Consider the following 18219-nt stretch of genomic DNA (forward strand, 5'->3'; position numbering starts at 1 on the left):
ACAGGGGGCTCATTCATGACCACGAACGCCACACCCACCTCGGCGGCGCCCACCCGCAGGCGCGGGATCGAGGCCGCCCGCGCCCGGCAGGCAATCTGGCTGCTGCTGCCCACGCTGATCGCCCTAGCTATTGTCGCGGGCTATCCGCTGTACCGCACCATCTTCTACTCGCTGTACGACGCGAACCTGACCTCGCCGGATCAGCGGACCTTCCTGGGGCTGGGCAACTTCTGGTTCACCACCTCCGACGGGGTGCCGCTGGGCTTCCTGCAAGACCCCAAGTGGTGGACGGCGGTGAAGAACACGCTGCTGTTCACGGTCGTCTCGGTGTTCCTGGAAACCGTGTTCGGCATGATTATCGCGCTGGTGGTCAACAGCGCCTTCCGGGGCCGGGCCTTCCTGCGAACGGCCATGCTGGTGCCGTGGGCGATTCCCACGGTTGTGAGCGCCCAGATGTGGGCGTACATGTACAACGACTCCTTCGGGCTGGTGGGGCGCGGCGTGCTGGGCGGGCAGGCGCTGTTGGCGAACACCGACTCGGCGATCTGGGCCCTGATCGCGGTGGACGTGTGGAAGACGACCTCCTTCATGGCGCTGCTGATCCTGGCGGGGCTCCAGAGCCTGCCCGGCGACATGTACGAGGCCGCCGACATGGACGGCGCGAGCAAGTGGACCCAGTTCTGGCGCCTGACCCTGCCGCTGCTGAGACCCGCGCTGCTCGTCGCGCTGGTGTTTCGCAGCCTGGACGCGCTGCGCGTCTTCGACATCATGTACGTCATGCTGGGACCGGTGAACGCCGCTCAGACCAGCATGACCGGCTATGCCCGGCAGGCCTTGATCGACAACCAGCTTCTCGGCCTGGGCAGCGCCGTCGCCGTGGCGATCTTCCTGATCATCATGGTGATCGTGGTGATCTACGTGACCGCCTTCCGGGTGAAGTTCGACTGAGGGGGGAAACGCCATGAACCTGCAAAAGACGAATCCTGCTCTCTACTACACCCAGCGCGTCCTGTTCTACCTGCTCGTGCTGGTGATCGCCGTTTACCTGCTGTTCCCCTTTCTGTGGGCGGTGCTGACCAGCTTCCGCCGCGCCGGGGACCTCTTCCTGCCGCCGCTGCAGTTCATCACGGCGCCCTCGACCCTGAGCAACTACACGCAGGTCTTCGCCAACGCCAGCTTCCAGCGCGGGCTGCTGTTCAGCCTGCTCGTCGCCGTGGCCTCAGTGCTGATCAGCCTGCTGCTGGGGTCTTTTGCCGCCTATGCGCTCGGCCGCTTCCGGTTCAGGGGCAAGGCCTTCATCCTGTACATCATCCTCGCCGTCAGCGTGTTTCCGCAGATCGCCGTGCTGGGCGGCCTGTTCACGCTGGTGCAGACGACAGGCCTCTTCAACAACCCCATCGCGCTGATCTTCAGCTACCTGATCTTCACGATTCCCTTCACGGTCTGGGTGCTGACCTCCTTCGTGCGCGACATCCCCGGCGAGCTGGAGGAGGCCGCGCTGGTGGACGGCGCCTCGCCCCTCCAGACGCTTTTCCGGGTGCTGTTCCCGGTGATGATGCCCGCGCTGGTCACCACTGGCCTGCTCGCCTTCATCAACGCCTGGAACGAGTACCTGTTCGCGCTGACCTTCACCAGTTCCAACCGCACGGTGCCCGTCGTCATCGCCAACTACTCCGGCGCCTCGCAGTACGACCAGCCGTGGGGGCCGATCATGGCCGCCAGCATCGTGGTCACGGTGCCGCTGATCATCCTGGTGCTCGTATTCCAGCGCAACATCGTCTCCGGCCTGACGGCGGGAGCGGTCAAGGGCTGAACACAATTCTTGGGAAAGGGGCCGCTCCGGGTGGGGTGGCTCTTTTCGTTGAAGGCTTACCCCTCAGCCCTGGGAGGCACAAAAACTCCTCCCCCTTGAGGGGAGGGGGTGAGCGGGCACGACCCCCAGAGCGGCAAGTAGGTGAGGCAGGCCATCTTGAAGCCGCCCAAGCGGGTCACATGCCCCCTCATCCCGGCCCTCTGCTTCGCAGCTTTGCAAGTCCCCCACGAGGGGAGAGCGAGAAGTTACCGCTCCGCCCTTCGCTGCGCCTCGTCCAGCGCGGCCTTGGCGCTCAATTTGCCGGTCGTGGCCTGGCTGATGGCGTCTTCCAAAAGCAGAGTCCACGCCTCGAAAGCGGGGGCGGATGGGCGCGGCACCGCGCGGTCGAGCTGGGCATGGGCAGCCCTGATCTGGGGATTCTTGGCATACCAGTCGCTCAGCAGCGGCGTCACGCTACGCCGGGTGGGAGCGTAGGCGGTGGACTTGACCCACTCGGCGAGGCGGTCGGGGTCCATCAGGAACTGCCAGAAGGCGAGTGCTCCGGCCTGCTCCTGGGCGTTGGCTCCCCTGGGCACGACGAGGTGGGCGCCGCCCAGCGGCAGGGAGCAGGGCCCCACCTTCTCACAGGGAAAGGGGGCGATGCCGAGCTGGAAGAAGGGCAGCCTGCGGGCGTCGGTCCAGTTGGCGACGCTGGCCGCGACCATCACGTTCTGCCCCCGGGCGAAGTCGAAGGCGGCGCGGGTGGCCTCCGAGAGTTTGCGGGGCTGGGCGAGGCCAGCGTCGCTCATGCGGGCGAGCTGTGTCAGAGCCTCCACCGCCTCCGGGCCATTCAGGTTGGGCCTGCCGTTCAGGACGAGGCTGCCCCCGCGCGAGGTCACGTTCGCCTCGAAGGTCCAGGCGTCGGCTGTGGCGACGAGGGGACGCCTGCCCCCCGTGGCGAGCTTGCGGCTCGTCGCCTCGACCTCGGCCCAGGTCTGGGGAGGGGTCACGCCCGACCGGCGAAACGTCCCGGCGTTGTACATCAGGACGGGCACGCTGATGTTCCAGGGCAGGCCGTAGCGTTTGCCGTTCACCTCACCCGCGCGCCAGGCCGGGGCATACACGTCGCGCGTCAGGCTGTCCGGCAGAGCGTCCGTCAGGCGGGAGAGGTCAGCAAGCTGCCCATCGGCCGCCAGCCGGGCGAAGCGGGTGAACTCCACCTGGGCGAGCGCCGGGGCCTTCCCCGCCTTCAGGGCCGCCCCTAGCTTGTCATTCAGCTCGCGGTAGTTGCCGCCCGCCACAGGAACGACCTCGTAGGCGGACTGCGAGCGGTTGAAGTCCCGGGCGTACCCGGCGACCGTGCCCTGATTCATCGCGTGCCAGAACTCGATTCGGATGGGGGCGGCCTGCGCGGAGGCCAGGAACAGCAGGGACAGGGGCAGGAGGCGGCGCATGGCCGGAGGATAGCGGGGGCAGGAGCGGAACCGCGCGGGAATTCTTCGCCCCGGCAACTCAGAGGACATCGGCGGGTTCAAGCTAAAGCCGCCAGCCTGGTGTCACCTCTTATGGTGTCCCGAGACAGGCTTTTCTCTCAATCAAGGACAACGCTCTGGTGCCCCTCCCTCTTGCTGACCCTCTCCCCTGGTGGGAGAGGGCCTGGCGCAGCCAGGGGTGATGGGGCGCCCACCGGGCAACCTCGCCCCCTCACCTCAGCTTTTAGAGCGGGTACGAAGTGGAGATCAAAGCTTAGTCCCGAGACCCCTCACTTCATTCAGGGTGACAAACCCTCCTGCATCCAGTCGAGAGCAAAGCCTGCCTCTCCCCACCGGCTCAGCCCGCCGCGCCTCCCCAGTGCCGCAGCAGCGCGACCACTTCGGCGGGGCTCTCCACGCGGTACTCGGCGGCCGTCTCCCCCTCCCCGACCTTGATCGTCACGCCGCCCCGGGCGCGCAGCCGCAGGAAGCCCTCCTCGTCGGTCACGTCGTCGCCGAGGAAGACGGGGAGGTGATGCGGGTCCTGCCGCGCCAGCCGCTCCACCGCGCGGCCCTTGCCGAAGCCCGCCGGGCGGAACTCGCGCACCTTTTTGCCAGAGATCATCTCCCATCCAGGGGGCAGGGTGATCGCGTCCAGCGCCTTCTCCACACCCGCCTGCCGCTCCCCCGCCACCTCGCGGGAGTGGACGGCCAGGGTCCAGCCCTTGTCCTCCAGCCGCAGGCCGGGCACGTCCGGGAGCTGGGCGGCAATCAGGTGAATGGCCTCGTGATCGGCCGCCGCGATCTCCTCGCCCGGCCACTCCATGCCATGCAGGCCGACCACGGGGAGGCCAGAGAGGTTCAGGAAGGCGTGGACCTGCTCGGCGAGGCGGCCGGTGACGACGGCAGCGCGGTGGCGGGGGTGGGCGACGAGACGGGAGAGCGCCTCCCGCGCCCCGGGTTCCGGCCACGCCTCCTCCGGGCGGGAGACGATGGGGGCCAGGGTGCCGTCGTAGTCGCACAGGACGAGGAGGGGACGCCCGCCCAGCGTGAGGAGGTCGGGTGGGAGGCTCATGCGCCCGCGATCTCCGCCACGAAGCCGTCGGCCCAGGTTCGCAGGTCGCTCTGGCGCAGCCGCTCGCGCAGCCGCTGGAGGCGGGCCTTTTTCTCCTCCAGGGGCATCGACAGCGCCCGGGTGAGCGCTCCTGTCAGCCCCTCCGGGTTGTAGGGATTGACCTGCACCGCCTCCGCCAGCTCGTCGGCGGCCCCCGCGAAGCGCGAGAGGATCAGCACGCCGTCCCCCGAGCAGGCGACGAACTCCTTGGCGACGAGGTTCAACCCGTCGCGCAGCGGCGTCACGAGCATCACGTCGGCGGCGCGGTAATGGGAGACCAGTTCCTCGCGGGGCACACCCCGGTAGATGTACTGGATGGGCGACCAGCCGTCCCGGGTGTGCTTGCCATTGATGCGCCCCACCAGCCCCTCCACCCGGGTGCGGAGCTGCCGGTAGGACTCCACCTGCTCGCGGCTGGGCACGGCGATCTGCAGGAGGGTCACCCTTCCGCGCGCCTCGGGGTGACGGTCGAGGAAGGTGTCGAAGGCCTCCAGACGCTCGGGAATCCCCTTGGTGTAGTCCAGGCGGTCGACGCCCAGCACGAGCTGGGTTTGCAGGGTGCGCCGGATGCGGTCGGCCGCCTCCTCGACCTCGGGGCTCGCTGCCAGCTCCTCGTAGGTGTCCACCTCGATGCCGATAGGGCGGTCCACCACACGCGAGGTCCGGCCCTGCCACTGCACCGTGTCCCCCTCCGTCTCCGCGCCGAGCACCCGGCGACAGGCGGACAGGAAGTGGGCGACGTACTCGGGCGTGTGCATCCCGATCAGGTCGGCGCCCAGCAGGCCGTCGAGCAGCTCGTGGTCCCACGGCAGGGTGCGGAACACCTCCGAGGAGGGCCAGGGGATGTGCCAGAAGAAGCCGATGCGGGCGTCTGGCAGCGCGTCGCGAATCATCCGGGGCACCAGCGCGAGCTGGTAGTCGTGGACCCAGATCAGGTCGCCCTCCCGGTAGCTCTCCACGGCGGCCTGCGCGAAGCGGCGGTTGACCTCCACGTAGGTCCGCCACTGGGAGGCCTGATAGCGCGTTCGCTCGATGAAGTAGTGGCTCATGGGCCACAGGGCGCGGTTGGAAAAGCCGTGGTAGAAGTCGCGGACCTCAGCCTCGCTCAGCCGCACGCGCTTCAGTCGGTAACGGGGGCTGCCCTGAGGCAAGTCCACATCCGCCACGCCCGGCAGTTCCTCGCCCCAGGCGATCCAGGTGCCGCCCGCGTGCTGAAGGGCCGGGTCCAGGGCGGCCGTCAGGCCCCCGATAGACGGCACCCAGTGGAGGCCTCCATCCTGGCCCCGCCTCGGCGCATACGGCTCACGGTTGGAAACGACGATCAGGCCCACGGCTGTCCTTTCGGGGGGTTGGTCATGAAACGCGCAGGGCAGTCATGGAAAGGGGCGGACTCGATCAGCGCAGCAGCGAGGCGCCGCCGTCCACGTAGATCTCGACGCCAGACACGTGACGCCCCAGGTCCGAGGCGAGGAAGAGGCAGGTGTCGGCCACATCCACGGGGTCGCCCTCGCCCTCGTTGACGGCCGGGCTGCCCTGGGGCAACTCGACCTCGATGCCGATCTTGTCCGTGCCCCGCTGCTCGGTGCGTTCCTCGATGTTCGTGTGGATCAGGCCCGGGCACACAGCGTTGCAGCGAATCTGGTGCCGTCCCAGCTCCAGCGCGACCATCTTCATGAAGGCGACCTGCCCGGCCTTGGAGGTGCTGTAGGCACTCGCGCCCGGGGTGGAAAAGGTGCGGTTGCCGTTCACGCTGCTCGTGATGATGATGCTCCCGCCCCCCGCCCGCTTGAGGTGTGGCACGGCGAAATGGACGGTGAGGTACGTGCCCTTGAGGTTGATGTCCTGCGTGCGGTCCCATTCCTCGGGCTGGAGTTCGTCGATGGGCGCCCAGACGCCGTTGATCCCCGCGTTGGCGAAGACGATGTCCAGGCGGCCGAATTCACTCACGGTCGCCTCGATGGCCTGCCGCACCGACCCCGGGTCGCTCACGTCGCAGTTCAGGTAGATGGCCCGTCCCCCCGCCCGGGTGATCTCGCCCGCGACCCCCTCGCCTTCCTCCTGCTGCACGTCGGCCAGGGCGACCATCGCGCCCTCCTGGGCGAAACGGCGGGCCGTCCCCGCGCCGATGCCGCTCGCCGCTCCGGTGATGAACGCCACTTTGCCTTCTAACATCGCCATCTGGTTTCCTCCTGTCGAGCTTGTCTCTCAGACACGAATCCTGGGGTGACGCTCCCAGGATTCAGCCGTTCCCGCGGTGGTGAGCGCCTCAGCCGGGTTTCACCGGGGCGTGGTCCTTCGGGTCCGCCCAGGGGTCGAGAACGCATTTGACGCAGCCCTCGTGCTTGTGCTTGAAGATCTGGTAGGCGTGCGGCGCCTCGTCCAGGCTCAGGCGGTGGGTGATGATCTGGGTGGGGTCGATCTCGCCGCGCTGGATGTGGCCCGTCAGGGTGTCCAGGTAGCGGTGAACGTGGGTCTGGCCGGTCCGCATGGTGAGACCCTTGTTCATAAAGGCGCCCACCGGAATCTTGTCGGCCAGGCCGCCGTACACGCCAGGCACGCTGACGGTGCCCCCCTTGCGGCAGGCCATGATCGCGGCGCGCAGGGCGTGGGGGCGGTCGCTTTCGAGTACCCGGGTCGTCTGCTTCACCGCGTCGGCCAGGCCGCCCGGCCCGCCCGCGTGCGACTCCAGGCCCACGGCGTCCATTACGCTGTCGGGGCCGCGACCGCCCGTCATCTCCTTGAGGCGCTCGAAGACGGAATCGGTCTCGTAGTTCAGGGTCTCTGCCCCAAGCTGCCGCGCCATCTCCAGGCGTTCGGGGAAGCGGTCGATGGCGATGACCCGCCCGGCCCCCAGCAGGAAGGCGCTCATGATGGCGAAGAGCCCCACCGGCCCGCAGCCGAACACGGCCACCACGTCGCCGGGGTGAATGTTGCAGTTCTCAGCCGCCATGTACCCGGTCGGCAGAATGTCGGTGAGGAAGAGGACCTGCTCGTCGGTCAGCCCCTCGGGCACCTTGTAGAGGTTCTGATCCGCGTAGACGGTGCGCGCGAACTGCGCCTGCCCGCCCGCGTAGCCACCCGTGATGTGCGAGTAGCCGTAGATGCCCGCCCCCGCATAGCCCCACAGCGCCTCGGCGAGCTTGGGGTTGGGGTTGGAGTTGTCGCACAGCGAGGTCAGGCCCTTCTGACAGTACCAGCACTTGCCGCAGGCGATGGGAAAGGGCACGATCACCCGGTCGCCGACCTTGACATTGCGAACTTCGGAGCCGACCTCCACGACCTCACCCATGAACTCGTGGCCCAGGATGTCGCCGTGGACCATCGAGGGCACGTACCCGTCCACGAGGTGCAGGTCGGAACCGCAGATCGCGGTGGCCGTGACCCGCACGATGGCGTCGGTGGGCTGGAGGATTTCGGGGTCGGGCACCGTCTCGACCTGTACCCGGTTGATGCCCTGCCACACGACGGCCTTCACGAGGTCCTCCGGTTGTCGTACATCTTCGCCTCCGCCTTCATGATCCCCTTGCGGGCGCTGGACTGGCCTTCCGTCGTGGGCACCTCGCCCACCTCCAGCAGCCGCTTGAGCCGCCGCAGGTCCTCGCCGATCTGCACCGCGGGGTCCTCTCCGAGCAGGCGGGCGACGGACGCGCCCAGCGTGCCCCCGGGCGGGCGGTAGGTCAGCGAGACGTGGATCTCGGTGCCCCGGTCGCCCGGGGCGGGCCGGAACTCCACTCGGCCCTCGTTGGGCACGGTTGAGCCCTCCAGCGAGCGCCAGGCGATGAGCCGCCCGGGCTCGTCCTCGGTGATCTCCGCGTCCCACTCCACACTCGTGCCCACCGGGGCCTTGGCGACCCAGTGCGAACGCTTGCCATCCCCGTCCTGCACTTTCACCGATTCCAGATGATCCATGAAGCGCGGCAAGTTCTCGAAGTTGCGCCAGAAGGTGTACAGCTCGTCGGCGGACTTCCCGATGGTGACCCCACGCTGCACGGCGATGGTGTCGTCGGGCGTGCGCTGAACTTGCGTGAGGGCCGCGCCCACGCTGCGGCCCATCGCCGCCCCCGAGAGGAGCAGGGCGCCGCCCGTGCCAAGGATGAGGCCCGATTCATTCTTCTGCCGCAGGCTGAGCAGGATCATCCCCAGCCCGAGCCCGCCGAAGATCAGCCGTTCCACCGGGCTGGAGTTCTGCGGGCTGACCTGCGGTTCACCGCCCTGTGACTGAGCTGCCTGTGCCTGCGTCATCCGCGCTTCCCCCTTCCCAGAAGGCGCTCGGCCAGTGTGGGCGGCTCGGCGCGCTCCATCGTCAGTGCCCGGGCGACCAGCACGTCCACGACCGTGATCGCGGTGAGCATGGCGAGTGTGTTGCCCGTCCGCTTGCGGGCCGTGGGGTCCCCCGTCGTGGCCGCCCCCAGCGTCGCAATGTCCAGCACGTCCCCTGCCACCCGCGCCCAGACCCAGGTGGTCGCCGCCGCCGGTTGCGTGAGGAGCCCCACCCCCGCAACGAGTTCGCGCAGCCCGTAGGCCCTCACGAGCGAGGAACGTTCCTCCTGCACGCCCAGGAAGCGAATCAGACTGCCCGGCGCGACCACCTCCAGGGTGCCCAGCCCGACGCTGAACCAGCCCAGCCCCCGCGCCACCTGCTCTGCGTTCATCCGTACCTCCCCTGCTCAGGTGTGGTGTTTGCTGCCCACGTTCAGGTGCCCACTCTAGGATTCCCCCCACCGGGGGTGTCTTCGCGCTTCCTTCACCGTCCCCTGTGGCGGCTGCCACGCGCCCCTGCCGAATTCCGCCTCCCCCGGCCCGGCCTCGCGGCGCGGAAATGGTGTTTGACTCGGCTGACACGGCCTCTTATGCTGAACGAGCAACAAAAGTCAGGCGGGAACGTCAGGGCAGTGAGGTGCAGGAATGGTATGGACTGCGGCCGGGCCTAGAGGCAGGGACGACCCTGGACACGCGAAGACGCGGCTCTCGGGGCATTCGTTATGGGAAAGGCCGGGCGCCTCCTCCCGCTGGATGGGGCGCCCGGAAGAGGCCGCATGACGCTGGCCCCCGCCTTCTCCTTCCAGGGCGTCTCCAAATCCTTCGGGCCGGTCGAGGTGCTGCACGACGTGACCTTCTCCACCGCACCCGGCGAGATTCACGCCCTGCTGGGCGAGAACGGCGCGGGCAAGAGTACCCTGATGAAGATTCTGGGCGGTTACCACCCGCCGACCCGGGGCGAGGTGCGGCTGAACGGCGAGCCCATTCACTTTGCGGGCAGCCGGGACGCTGAGGCGCTCGGCATCGTCCTGATCCACCAGGAGTTCAACCTCGCCGAGGACCTGACGGTCGCGCAGAACATCTACCTGGGGCACGAGACGGGCGGCTTCCTGCTGGACGATGCGGCGATGGTCCGGGGGGCTCGGGAGGCGCTGGGGAGACTGGGCGTGAGGCTCGACCCCCGCACCCGCGTGCGTGACCTCACCGTGCCGCAAAAGCAGCTCGTGGAGATCGCCCGCGCGCTGTCCCGCCAGGCCCGCGTCCTCATCATGGACGAGCCGACTGCCGCCCTCACGCCGCACGAGACGGAGACGCTGTTCGGCCTGATGCGGAGGTTGCGGGGGGAAGGCGTCACCATCGTCTACATCAGCCACAAGCTCGACGAGGTGAAGGCGATCTCCGACCGGGTGACGGTGCTGCGCGACGGCCGGTATGTGACAACAGCCTCAACGAGCGACCTGAGTCAGGCGCAGATGGCGAACCTGATGGTGGGGCGGGAACTGGAGGCGATGTTCCCGCCTAAAGGGCAGGCCGGGGCGGAGGAACTGCTCTCCGTGGAGGGGTTGGACGTGCCGGGCTGGGCGCAGGGCGTGAGCTTCACCATCCACCGGGGCGAGGTGCTGGGCTTCGCGGGACTGGTCGGGGCGGGGCGCACCGAGAGCTTCGAGGGGCTGCTGGGCCTGCGCCCGCACCGGGTGGCGAGCGTGCGGGTGAAGGGCAAACCCGTCCGCATCCGAAACCCCGGCGACGCCACCCGCGCGGGGGTCGTCTATCTCAGCGAGGACCGCAAGGGCAAGGGCCTCCACGTGGACTTCCACCTGCGCCCCAACCTGACGCTGATGACGCTGGACCACTACGCCCGGCCCCTGCTCGACATCCGGGCCGAGCGGGAGGCGCTACGCCGCGCCGCCGGGGAGTACCACATCCGCGCGGGGCGGCTCGACGTGCCCGCCAGCTCGCTCTCGGGCGGCAACCAGCAAAAACTCGCCCTCGCCAAGATTCTGGAGGTCAGCCCCGACGTGATCATCCTCGACGAACCGACGCGCGGCGTGGACGTGGGCGCCAAGCGCGAAATCTACCTGCTGATCGGTCGCCTGGCCGCAGAGGGCAAGGGCGTGGTCGTCATCAGCTCCGAACTCCCCGAACTCCTGGGCGTGTGCCAGCGCCTCCTGGTCATGCGCGAGGGCCGGGTGGTGGGCGACCTGAACACCGAGGGGCTGAGCGAGCAGGAGGTCATCCAGTACGCCACCGGTCTGAAGGTGGACAGGGTGGGGAGGACCGCGCATGTCCATGCCTGATTCCCCCGTCTCCGAGGCGGCGACGACCCGCGTCACGCCCCGCTCGGTGCTGACCCGCCTCGGGGCGCTGGGTCCCCTGCTCGGCCTGCTCGCCCTCGCTATCGTGGCGACCCTCCTCAACCCCGACTTCCTGACCGTCTCCAACCTCTCCAACGTGTTGACCCGCGCCGCCTTCACGGGCATCATCGCGGTGGGGATGACCTTCGTGATCATCTCGGGCGGCATCGACCTGTCGGTGGGCTCGCTCGCGGCGCTGATCGCGGGCTCGATGATCCTCATCATGAACACGCTCAAGACCTCGCTGGGGGCGGGGGTGGGCACCATAGCGCTGGGGATGCTCGCCGCGCTCGCCATCGGGGCTTTGGCGGGCCTCTTTCACGGCACCACGATCACGCGGGGGCGCATCGAGCCCTTCATCGTGACGCTGGGGACGCTGGGCATCTACCGGGCGGTGCTGACGTACCTGGCGCAGGGCGGGGCGATCTCGCTCGACCTGGACATCGGGGACCGCTACAGCCCGGTGTATTACGGCAGGCTGCTCGGCATCCCCATCCCCATCCTGGTCTTCGCTGCGGTGGCGCTCCTCGGCGGGCTGATCCTCAACCGCACCCGCTACGGGCGCTACGTGCAGGCCATCGGCAGCAACGAGCAGGTGGCGCGGTACGCGGCGATCAACGTCACGGGGGTCAAGATCGCCACCTACGTGCTGCTGGGGGTGTGCGTGGGCCTCGCCACCATCCTTTACGTGCCGCAGCTCGGGAGCGCCACGCCCTCGACGGGGCTGCTGTGGGAACTCGACGCCATAGCCGCCGTCATCATCGGCGGCACGGCCCTGCGGGGCGGCTCGGGCCGCATCTGGGGCACAGTGGTCGGCGCGGTGCTGCTCGTGACCATCGGGAACGTCCTGAACCTCACCAATATCATCTCCGTGTATCTCAACGCCGCCGTCACCGGCCTCGTCATCATCCTGGTCGCGTTCTTCCAGCGTGGCCGCAGGTGAAGGCAAGGGAGGAGGCCCAGCCCATGTAGCCCCGTCTCTCCGGTCCCCATCCCGCCCTCTCACGCTCAGGAGGCTTTCATGCAGGCGATCAAACGCTTCACCCTTCTTTCCGCGTTGCTGGCCGGTACCGCCCTCTCCCAGGGCACGACCAAGCAGGTCATCGGCGTCTCGATTCCCTCCGCCGACCACGGCTGGACAGCAGGCATCGTGTATCACGCCAACCAGGCCAAGGCGGCGCTGGAGAAGAAGTACCCGAACGTCCAGATCATCGTGAAGACGGCCAAGGACAGCAGCGAGCAGGCCAACCAGATTCAGGACCTCGCGACGGTGAACAAGATTAATGCCCTCGTGATCCTGCCGCAGGAGAGCGCTCCCCTGACCCGCCCGGTGGCGAACGTGAAGGCCAAGGGCGTGTTCGTGACCGTGGTGGACCGCGGCCTGACCGACCCCAAGGCGCAGGACGCCTATGTGGCGGGCGACAACACCGCGTTCGGGCGGGTGGCCGGGAACTACTTTGTGCAGCGGCTGGGTACGGCGGGCGGCAACGTGGTCGTGCTGCGCGGTATTCCCACCGTGATCGACAACCAGCGGGTGGCCGCCTTCAACGCGGCGGTGGCGAAAAACCCGAAGATCAAGGTTCTCGACGCCAAGTACGGCAACTGGAACCGCGACGACGCCTTCAAGGTGATGCAGGACTACCTCACCCGCTTTCCCAAGATCGACGCCGTGTGGGCCAGCGACGACGACATGGCGGTCGGCGTGCTGCGCGCGATCCAGCAGGCTCGGCGCACCGACATCAAGTTCGTCGTGGGCGGCGCCGGAATGAAGGAGATGATCAAGAAGGTGATGGACGGCGACGCGATGATGCCCGTGAACGTCACCTACCCGCCCTCCATGATCGCGGACGCGATGCGGCTGACGGTGGAAAGCCGCGTGACGGGCAAGCCGATGAAGGCGACGACGATCATCCCCTCGGTGCTCGTGACCAAGGCGAACGCTCAGCAGTTCTATTTCCCCAACTCGCCGTTCTAAACCAGAAGTCGCTGGAGGCCCGGCCAGGTTCGGGCCTCTCCCCTTTGCCCGGAGGTCCCATGTCCAGACCCGTTACCCTCTTCACCGGCCAGTGGGCCGACCTGCCCCTCGCCGAACTCGCCCCCCTCGCCCAGCGGATGGGCTACGACGGCCTCGAACTCGCGTGCTGGGGCGACCATTTCGACGTTCAGGCAGCCCTGCGCGACGACAGCTACGTGGAGCAAAAGCTCGCCTTTCTGGAGGAGCACGGCCTGACCTGCCTCGCCATCAGCAACCACCTCGTCGGGCAGGCGGTGTGCGACCTCATCGACGAGCGGCACCGCGAGATCCTGCCTGCCCACGTGTGGGGCGACGGCGATCCGGAGGGCGTGCGGCAACGTGCGGCGCAGGAGATGATGGATACCGCCCGCGCCGCGCAGAGGCTGGGGGTGAGCGTGGTGAACGGCTTCACCGGCTCGCCCATCTGGCACTCGCTCTACGCCTTCCCGCCGACCAGTCAGGCGTACTGGGAACGGGGGTTTCAGGACTTCGCGGCCCGCTGGCAGCCCATCCTGGACGTGTTCGACCAGGTGGGCGTCAACTTCGGGCTGGAAGTCCACCCGACGGAGATCGCGTTCGACATCGCCTCGGCACAGCGGGCGCTGGAGGCCGTCAGGCACCCGCGCTTCGGCTTCAACTACGATCCCAGCCACCTCGCGTATCAGGGGGTGGACTACGTGAAGTTCATCCGCACCTTCGCCGACCGCATCTTCCACGTCCACATGAAGGACGTGTGGTGGGGGCACGGGAACGGGGACGTGGGCGTGTTCGGCGGGCACACGACCTTCGGCGACCCCCGGCGTTACTGGGACTTCCGCAGTGTGGGGCGCGGCGACGTGAATTTCGAGGAAATCATCGTGGCGCTGAACGATATCGGGTACTCGGGGCCGCTGAGCGTGGAGTGGGAGGATGCGCGGATGGACCGGGTGCATGGCGCGACGGAGAGCGCGGCGTTCCTGCGGCGGCTGGACTTCCCCACCTCGAACGTGGCCTTTGACGCCGCCTTCGCCAAAGCGGAGCAGGAAGCCTGATGCGGCCGCTTCGCATGGGCATGGTGGGGGGTGGGCAGGGCGCCTTTATCGGGGCCGTTCACCGCATGGCCGCCCGGCTCGACGGCGAGATCAACCTCGTGGCGGGAGCCCTGTCCAGCACACCGGAAAAGGCACGAGCCTCCGGGCAAGCCCTCGGTCTGGCAGACGCCCGGAATTACGGCAGCTGGGAGGAGATGCTGGACGGCGAGCTGAAGCTGCCACCGGGGGAACGTATCGACTTCGTCTCGGTCGTCACGCCCAACCACATGCACTACCCGGTGGCCAAAGCCTTTGCCGAGGCCGGAATCCACGTCATCTCCGACAAGCCGCTCGTCCACACCTCCGAGCAGGCGCGCGACCTGATGGAGACGGTGCGGCGCTCGGACATCGTCTTTGCCGTCACGTACAACTACACCGGCTACCCGATGGTGCGGGAGGCGCGGCATCTGGTGCGGAGTGGGCAACTCGGCGAGATCCGCAAGGTCATCGTCGAGTACAACCAGGGCTGGCTCGCCACCCGGCTGGAGGAGGGCGGCAACAAGCAGGCGGACTGGCGCACCGACCCGGCCCGCAGCGGCATTGCGGGAGCGGTGGGCGACATCGGCTCTCACGCGGAAAACCTGGCGGCGACCGTGACGGGCCTGGAACTCGACGCCATCTGCGCCGACCTGACCACCTTCGTGCCGGGCCGCGCCCTCGACGACGACGGGAATATGCTGCTGCGCTTCACCAACGGCGCCCGGGGTCTGCTCTGGTGTTCGCAGATCGAGGTCGGGGCGGAGAACGACCTGCGGCTGCGGGTCTTCGGCACGCGCGGCAGCCTGTCCTGGCGTCAGGAGGAGCCGAACGCGCTGGAAGTGCAGACACTGGACGGGCCCCTTCAGGTGCTCCGGCGGGGCAACGCCTACCTGAGTCCCGCCGCCCAGGCCGCCACGCGGCTCCCCAGCGGGCACCCTGAAGCCTTTATCGAGGCCTTCGCCAACATCTATCGAGGGGCCGCCGAGGCCATTCGCGCCCGGCTGGAAGACCGCGAGCCCGATCCCCTCGTCGCCGACTTCCCAACCCTTGAGGACGGGGCACGTGGCGTGCATTTCATCGAGAAGGCTGTGGAGAGTGCGCGCAGCGAGCAGAAATGGACGGCAGCGCGGTGGCGGGCATCGGTGCCGGAGACGAACCGGGGAGAGGTGGAGCAGGCTCCACCTCCTTGAGCCACCGACGGCCCCTCAAGGAGAAGAATGTTGGCTGGGCGGACATGAACAGCCCCTCCCCCTTGAGGGGGGGGCGGCAAACATCTTGTGCCGGACAGTGTTTTCCCTATTGCACATCAAGCGTTGCAAGGGGGGAGAAGAGCTGTACCCATCGGCCTTCTCCTTGGCGTACCCAGCAGAAGAGATGCGCTTCCGCTTATTCCTCCGTTTCTCCTCCCCCACCCCATAGGCCCGCGCAGAGCAACCCGAAATACGTCGGAACCTCGTAGGACAGGAACTCGGTTCGGCGGGCTTCTGGGGCAACGGCGCCCGCCAGCACGAGCGCCTGCCACAGCCCGTCCGGCTTGGCGTCCTCCACAAAATGGGGGTCGAGGGAAGCAAGGGCCTCCAGGTCACCGCGCCCAATCAGGTCCATGACCTGGGCGTCGAGCCGGGCGGCGGCCTCGTGATACCCGTACGGCCCGAACTCGGCGTGGGTGTGGGACCAGTCGCAACTGGCGATAAGACCGACCCTTTTGCCCGGAGCGGCGGTGGCACGCCTGAGGGCGGCCCCGAAGCGCAGGTGCGGCCCGAAATCCGTTCCACGTGGCGGGTTGACGACCACGACTGGCACCTCCGGCATGAAGTGCAGCGGGATGATCGCTCCCCAGTCGAGCGGCAGGCACGAGAGCGGACCCTCGGCCGTGGCGAAGTTCAGGAGGGCGACGGGCAGACCGTCCTCGACTGCAGCTTGGGCGATGGCTCGGGCCAGGGAACGGTCCACCGGGCGCTCCATCGTCACGGTGGCGCCGTGGCTCTCGACCGTTCCCCGCACCCGCTCGGAGTCGGTCACCGTGAACTGACCCTCGGCCCGCGTCCCATGTGGGGTCAGGACCACGAGCACGTCGGGCGCGGCCTCGCGCATCCACTGCCCGAGCTGTTCCAGGCTGGCACGGGTGCGGGCCATCAGCGGCAGGTTGCCACCGCAGAGTTCCTTCAAGATTTCCGACCCGTGCGGGGCGATGCAGGCGAAGACGATGGGGGACATGACGACGCTCAGCATCGCACGGCCCCGGCGTACCGCCGGGCTGGACAAGGGACCTGACATTTCGCTTCGGTGAATGTTCCGGGGGCAGGGGGCGCCTATGCTGGGCCGCGACGATTCACCCGAGAGGAGCGGCCATGCCAGGAACATCCCGCGTCACCGTCTGGAACGAGTACCGCCACGAGAAGCGCAACCCCAAGGTGCAGGCCATCTACCCCGATGGAATGCACGCGGTTATCGCCGCCGCCCTGCAGGGGGCGGGTTTCCCCGTCCGCACCGCCACCCTCGACGAGCCCGAGCACGGCTTGACGGAGGAGGTGCTGGCGGAGACGGACGTGCTGATCTGGTGGGGCCACCTGGCGCACGGGGAGGTCTCGGACGAGGTGGTCGAGCGCGTGCACCGCCGGGTGCTGGACGGCATGGGCCTGATCGCGCTTCACTCCGCGCACTTCTCCAAGATCTTCAAACGCCTCATGGGCACGGGCTGCGACCTGAAGTGGCGCGAGGGCGACGACCACGAGCGGCTGTGGGTCGTGGCTCCCGGGCACCCCATCGCCGAGGGGCTGGGCGAGACCATCGAGCTCCTCGGCGAGGAGATGTACGGCGAGTTCTTCGACGTGCCGCCCCCCGAGACGCTGGTCTTCCTGAGCTGGTTCAGCGGCGGCGAGGTCTTCCGCTCGGGCTGCTGCTACACGCGCGGCTCCGGGAAGATCTTCTACTTCCGCCCCGGGCACGAGACCTACCCCACCTACCACCACCCGGACATCCAGCGCGTGATCGCCAACGCGGTGCGCTGGGCCGCCTCGACCCCCGGGGCCCCGCGCGCCTTCGGCAACCGCCCACCCCTCGAACCCACCGGGGAACTCGTATGACCATGAAGGTCGGCGTGATCGGCGGGGGCGGCGTCTCGCGCTTTCACTTCGCGGGGTACGCGGCGGCGGGCGCGCAGGTCGTCGCCGTGGCCGAGGCCAACCCGCAGACGCTGGAGCAGGTGCAGGCTGAGTGGCGGGTGCCGCGCGGCTACGCGAGTTTCGAGGACCTGTGCGCCGACCCCGAGGTCGAGGCGGTGTCCGTCTGCCTCCCGAACTCCCTGCACCACCCGGCGACCATCGCGGCGGCGCGGGCGGGGAAGCACGTCCTGTGCGAGAAGCCGATCTCCATGTCGCTGGAGCAGGCGCAGGAGATGATCGACACCTGTAGAGAGGCGGGCGTCATCCTCCAGATCGGTCACCACCTGCGCTCGAACGCGGCGGCGGAGAAGGCGCGGCAGCTCATCATCTCGGGCGAACTCGGCCGGGTGACCTTCGTGCGGCTGCGGCAGGCCCACGACTGGGGCGGCGGCCCGGTGCGCGAGTCGTTCCGCACCCTGGCGAGTTCGGGGGGCGGCACCCTGCTCGACAACGGGAGCCACATGATGGACCTCGCCCGCTACTTCGGCGGCCCGGTCCGCGAGGTCTTCGCCCGCACCGCCACCCTGGGCTTTGAAGTCGAGGTCGAGGACACGAGCGTCGTGTCGCTGGAGTTCGAGTCGGGGGCGCTGGGCAGCGTGGAGAACGCCTGGACCGCGACCGGGTGGGAAGAGGCCTTCTGGGTGTACGGCACGCGGGGGGCACTGGAGTACACCAACCGGCTGCAAACCCCCACCCTGCGCCACGTCTTCCGCTCGTCGCCGGGGACCGACTGGAACGAGCAGGACGTCGCCGTATACCAGTTCGCGGGTCTGGAGCCGCATTCCCGCAACGTGGTGGAGTTTCTCCAGGCCATCCGCGGCGAGCGGCCCGTCATCTGCACGGGCGAGGACGGCATGGAGGCCGTGCGGCTCATCCTCGCCAGCTACCAGAGCGCCCGGGAACGGCGCCCAATCCTGATGGCGGAGGTGAGCTGAGCAGAGACTTGGAACAGCCGTTGGATTGAAGCTGGGGGTGGAGAGAGTTCCGCCCCCTTTTCACA

At 68.3% G+C, this 18219-nt stretch carries 17 protein-coding genes; 9 read left to right on the top strand and 8 right to left on the bottom strand.

The annotated features are described in order from the left end of the window. Positions 1-15: 15 nt before the first annotated feature. The gene (locus F784_RS0111455; protein WP_019586872.1) at positions 16-948 is read left to right on the top strand and encodes a carbohydrate ABC transporter permease; all 933 of its coding nucleotides are present in this window, start codon (positions 16-18) and stop codon (positions 946-948) included. 13 nt (positions 949-961) lie between these two features. Beyond that, positions 962-1813, top strand: a complete 852-nt coding sequence (locus F784_RS0111460; RefSeq protein ID WP_019586873.1) for a carbohydrate ABC transporter permease — start codon at positions 962-964, stop codon at positions 1811-1813. A gap of 245 nt (positions 1814-2058) precedes the next feature. Here the strand turns inward: F784_RS0111460 and F784_RS0111465 are convergent, their stop codons facing one another. The 7 genes from F784_RS0111465 to F784_RS0111495 all read right to left on the bottom strand — a co-directional run bounded on the left by F784_RS0111465 (position 2059) and on the right by F784_RS0111495 (position 9030). Beyond that, positions 2059-3246 (bottom strand): ABC transporter substrate-binding protein, encoded by a 1188-nt coding sequence (locus F784_RS0111465; RefSeq protein ID WP_019586874.1) that lies wholly within the window; start codon positions 3244-3246, stop codon positions 2059-2061. Positions 3247-3622: 376 nt separating this feature from the next. After that, a complete protein-coding gene (gene otsB, locus F784_RS0111470; RefSeq protein WP_019586875.1) occupies positions 3623-4339 on the bottom strand; it encodes a trehalose-phosphatase in 717 nt (238 codons plus the stop codon). Further along, positions 4336-5709 carry an alpha,alpha-trehalose-phosphate synthase (UDP-forming) gene (locus F784_RS0111475; RefSeq protein WP_026332425.1) on the bottom strand — a complete coding sequence of 458 codons (1374 nt, stop codon included), beginning with the start codon at positions 5707-5709 and terminating at the stop codon, positions 4336-4338. Before F784_RS0111475 ends, otsB begins: the two co-directional genes overlap by 4 nt. A 64-nt stretch (positions 5710-5773) precedes the next feature. Beyond that, positions 5774-6550 (bottom strand): SDR family oxidoreductase, encoded by a 777-nt coding sequence (locus tag F784_RS0111480; protein WP_245557835.1) that lies wholly within the window; start codon positions 6548-6550, stop codon positions 5774-5776. Between the two features lie 94 nt (positions 6551-6644). Next, positions 6645-7853 carry a zinc-dependent alcohol dehydrogenase gene (locus F784_RS0111485; protein WP_019586878.1) on the bottom strand — a complete coding sequence of 403 codons (1209 nt, stop codon included), beginning with the start codon at positions 7851-7853 and terminating at the stop codon, positions 6645-6647. After that, positions 7850-8620, bottom strand: coding sequence for an SRPBCC family protein (locus F784_RS0111490; RefSeq protein ID WP_019586879.1), 771 nt, complete (start codon positions 8618-8620; stop codon positions 7850-7852). Before F784_RS0111490 ends, F784_RS0111485 begins: the two co-directional genes overlap by 4 nt. Then, positions 8617-9030: a hypothetical protein gene (locus F784_RS0111495; protein ID WP_019586880.1), complete on the bottom strand. Its 414-nt coding sequence runs from the start codon at positions 9028-9030 to the stop codon at positions 8617-8619. The genes F784_RS0111490 and F784_RS0111495 overlap by 4 nt, the downstream gene beginning before the upstream one ends. Before the next feature lie 384 nt (positions 9031-9414). On the opposite strand from F784_RS0111495, the gene F784_RS23020 reads away from it, so the two are divergent. From F784_RS23020 to F784_RS23025, 5 genes are all read left to right on the top strand, one after another. After that, a complete protein-coding gene (locus tag F784_RS23020) occupies positions 9415-10935 on the top strand; it encodes a sugar ABC transporter ATP-binding protein (RefSeq protein WP_019586881.1) in 1521 nt (506 codons plus the stop codon). Further along, positions 10928-11935: an ABC transporter permease gene (locus tag F784_RS0111505; protein ID WP_026332426.1), complete on the top strand. Its 1008-nt coding sequence runs from the start codon at positions 10928-10930 to the stop codon at positions 11933-11935. Before F784_RS23020 ends, F784_RS0111505 begins: the two co-directional genes overlap by 8 nt. Before the next feature lie 78 nt (positions 11936-12013). Next, positions 12014-12967: an ABC transporter substrate-binding protein gene (locus tag F784_RS0111510; protein WP_019586883.1), complete on the top strand. Its 954-nt coding sequence runs from the start codon at positions 12014-12016 to the stop codon at positions 12965-12967. A 59-nt stretch (positions 12968-13026) separates the two neighbouring features. Beyond that, on the top strand, positions 13027-14037 hold the full coding sequence (locus F784_RS0111515) for a sugar phosphate isomerase/epimerase family protein (protein ID WP_019586884.1): 1011 nt from the start codon (positions 13027-13029) through the stop codon (positions 14035-14037). Continuing rightward, positions 14037-15245 carry a Gfo/Idh/MocA family protein gene (locus tag F784_RS23025; RefSeq protein WP_019586885.1) on the top strand — a complete coding sequence of 403 codons (1209 nt, stop codon included), beginning with the start codon at positions 14037-14039 and terminating at the stop codon, positions 15243-15245. Before F784_RS0111515 ends, F784_RS23025 begins: the two co-directional genes overlap by 1 nt. 196 nt (positions 15246-15441) lie before the next feature. On the opposite strand, the gene F784_RS0111525 is transcribed toward F784_RS23025, so the two are convergent. Then, a complete protein-coding gene (locus F784_RS0111525; RefSeq protein ID WP_040383066.1) occupies positions 15442-16272 on the bottom strand; it encodes a DODA-type extradiol aromatic ring-opening family dioxygenase in 831 nt (276 codons plus the stop codon). A gap of 134 nt (positions 16273-16406) precedes the next feature. Between F784_RS0111525 and F784_RS0111530 the strand changes: the two genes are divergently transcribed. Together F784_RS0111530 and F784_RS0111535 are read left to right on the top strand one after the other, a co-directional pair. Further along, positions 16407-17141, top strand: a complete 735-nt coding sequence (locus F784_RS0111530; RefSeq protein WP_019586887.1) for a ThuA domain-containing protein — start codon at positions 16407-16409, stop codon at positions 17139-17141. Beyond that, a complete protein-coding gene (locus F784_RS0111535) occupies positions 17138-18154 on the top strand; it encodes a Gfo/Idh/MocA family protein (RefSeq protein WP_019586888.1) in 1017 nt (338 codons plus the stop codon). The genes F784_RS0111530 and F784_RS0111535 overlap by 4 nt, the downstream gene beginning before the upstream one ends. Positions 18155-18219 lie beyond the last annotated feature (65 nt).

Origin of the sequence: Deinococcus apachensis DSM 19763, from assembly GCF_000381345.1 — a bacterium.
Taxonomy (GTDB): domain Bacteria; phylum Deinococcota; class Deinococci; order Deinococcales; family Deinococcaceae; genus Deinococcus; species Deinococcus apachensis.

Bases quoted from the DNA above. Each gene is read 5' to 3' on its own strand.
- F784_RS0111455 (WP_019586872.1), top strand. From the start codon at position 16: ATGACCACGAACGCCACACCCACCTCGGCGGCGCCCACCCGCAGGCGC.
- F784_RS0111460 (WP_019586873.1), top strand. From the start codon at position 962: ATGAACCTGCAAAAGACGAATCCTGCTCTCTACTACACCCAGCGCGTC.
- F784_RS0111465 (WP_019586874.1), bottom strand. From the start codon at position 3,246: ATGCGCCGCCTCCTGCCCCTGTCCCTGCTGTTCCTGGCCTCCGCGCAG.
- otsB (WP_019586875.1), bottom strand. From the start codon at position 4,339: ATGAGCCTCCCACCCGACCTCCTCACGCTGGGCGGGCGTCCCCTCCTC.
- F784_RS0111480 (WP_245557835.1), bottom strand. From the start codon at position 6,550: ATGTTAGAAGGCAAAGTGGCGTTCATCACCGGAGCGGCGAGCGGCATC.
- F784_RS0111490 (WP_019586879.1), bottom strand. From the start codon at position 8,620: ATGACGCAGGCACAGGCAGCTCAGTCACAGGGCGGTGAACCGCAGGTC.
- F784_RS0111495 (WP_019586880.1), bottom strand. From the start codon at position 9,030: ATGAACGCAGAGCAGGTGGCGCGGGGGCTGGGCTGGTTCAGCGTCGGG.
- F784_RS23020 (WP_019586881.1), top strand. From the start codon at position 9,415: ATGACGCTGGCCCCCGCCTTCTCCTTCCAGGGCGTCTCCAAATCCTTC.
- F784_RS0111505 (WP_026332426.1), top strand. From the start codon at position 10,928: ATGCCTGATTCCCCCGTCTCCGAGGCGGCGACGACCCGCGTCACGCCC.
- F784_RS0111510 (WP_019586883.1), top strand. From the start codon at position 12,014: ATGCAGGCGATCAAACGCTTCACCCTTCTTTCCGCGTTGCTGGCCGGT.
- F784_RS0111515 (WP_019586884.1), top strand. From the start codon at position 13,027: ATGTCCAGACCCGTTACCCTCTTCACCGGCCAGTGGGCCGACCTGCCC.
- F784_RS23025 (WP_019586885.1), top strand. From the start codon at position 14,037: ATGCGGCCGCTTCGCATGGGCATGGTGGGGGGTGGGCAGGGCGCCTTT.
- F784_RS0111525 (WP_040383066.1), bottom strand. From the start codon at position 16,272: ATGTCCCCCATCGTCTTCGCCTGCATCGCCCCGCACGGGTCGGAAATC.
- F784_RS0111530 (WP_019586887.1), top strand. From the start codon at position 16,407: ATGCCAGGAACATCCCGCGTCACCGTCTGGAACGAGTACCGCCACGAG.
- F784_RS0111535 (WP_019586888.1), top strand. From the start codon at position 17,138: ATGACCATGAAGGTCGGCGTGATCGGCGGGGGCGGCGTCTCGCGCTTT.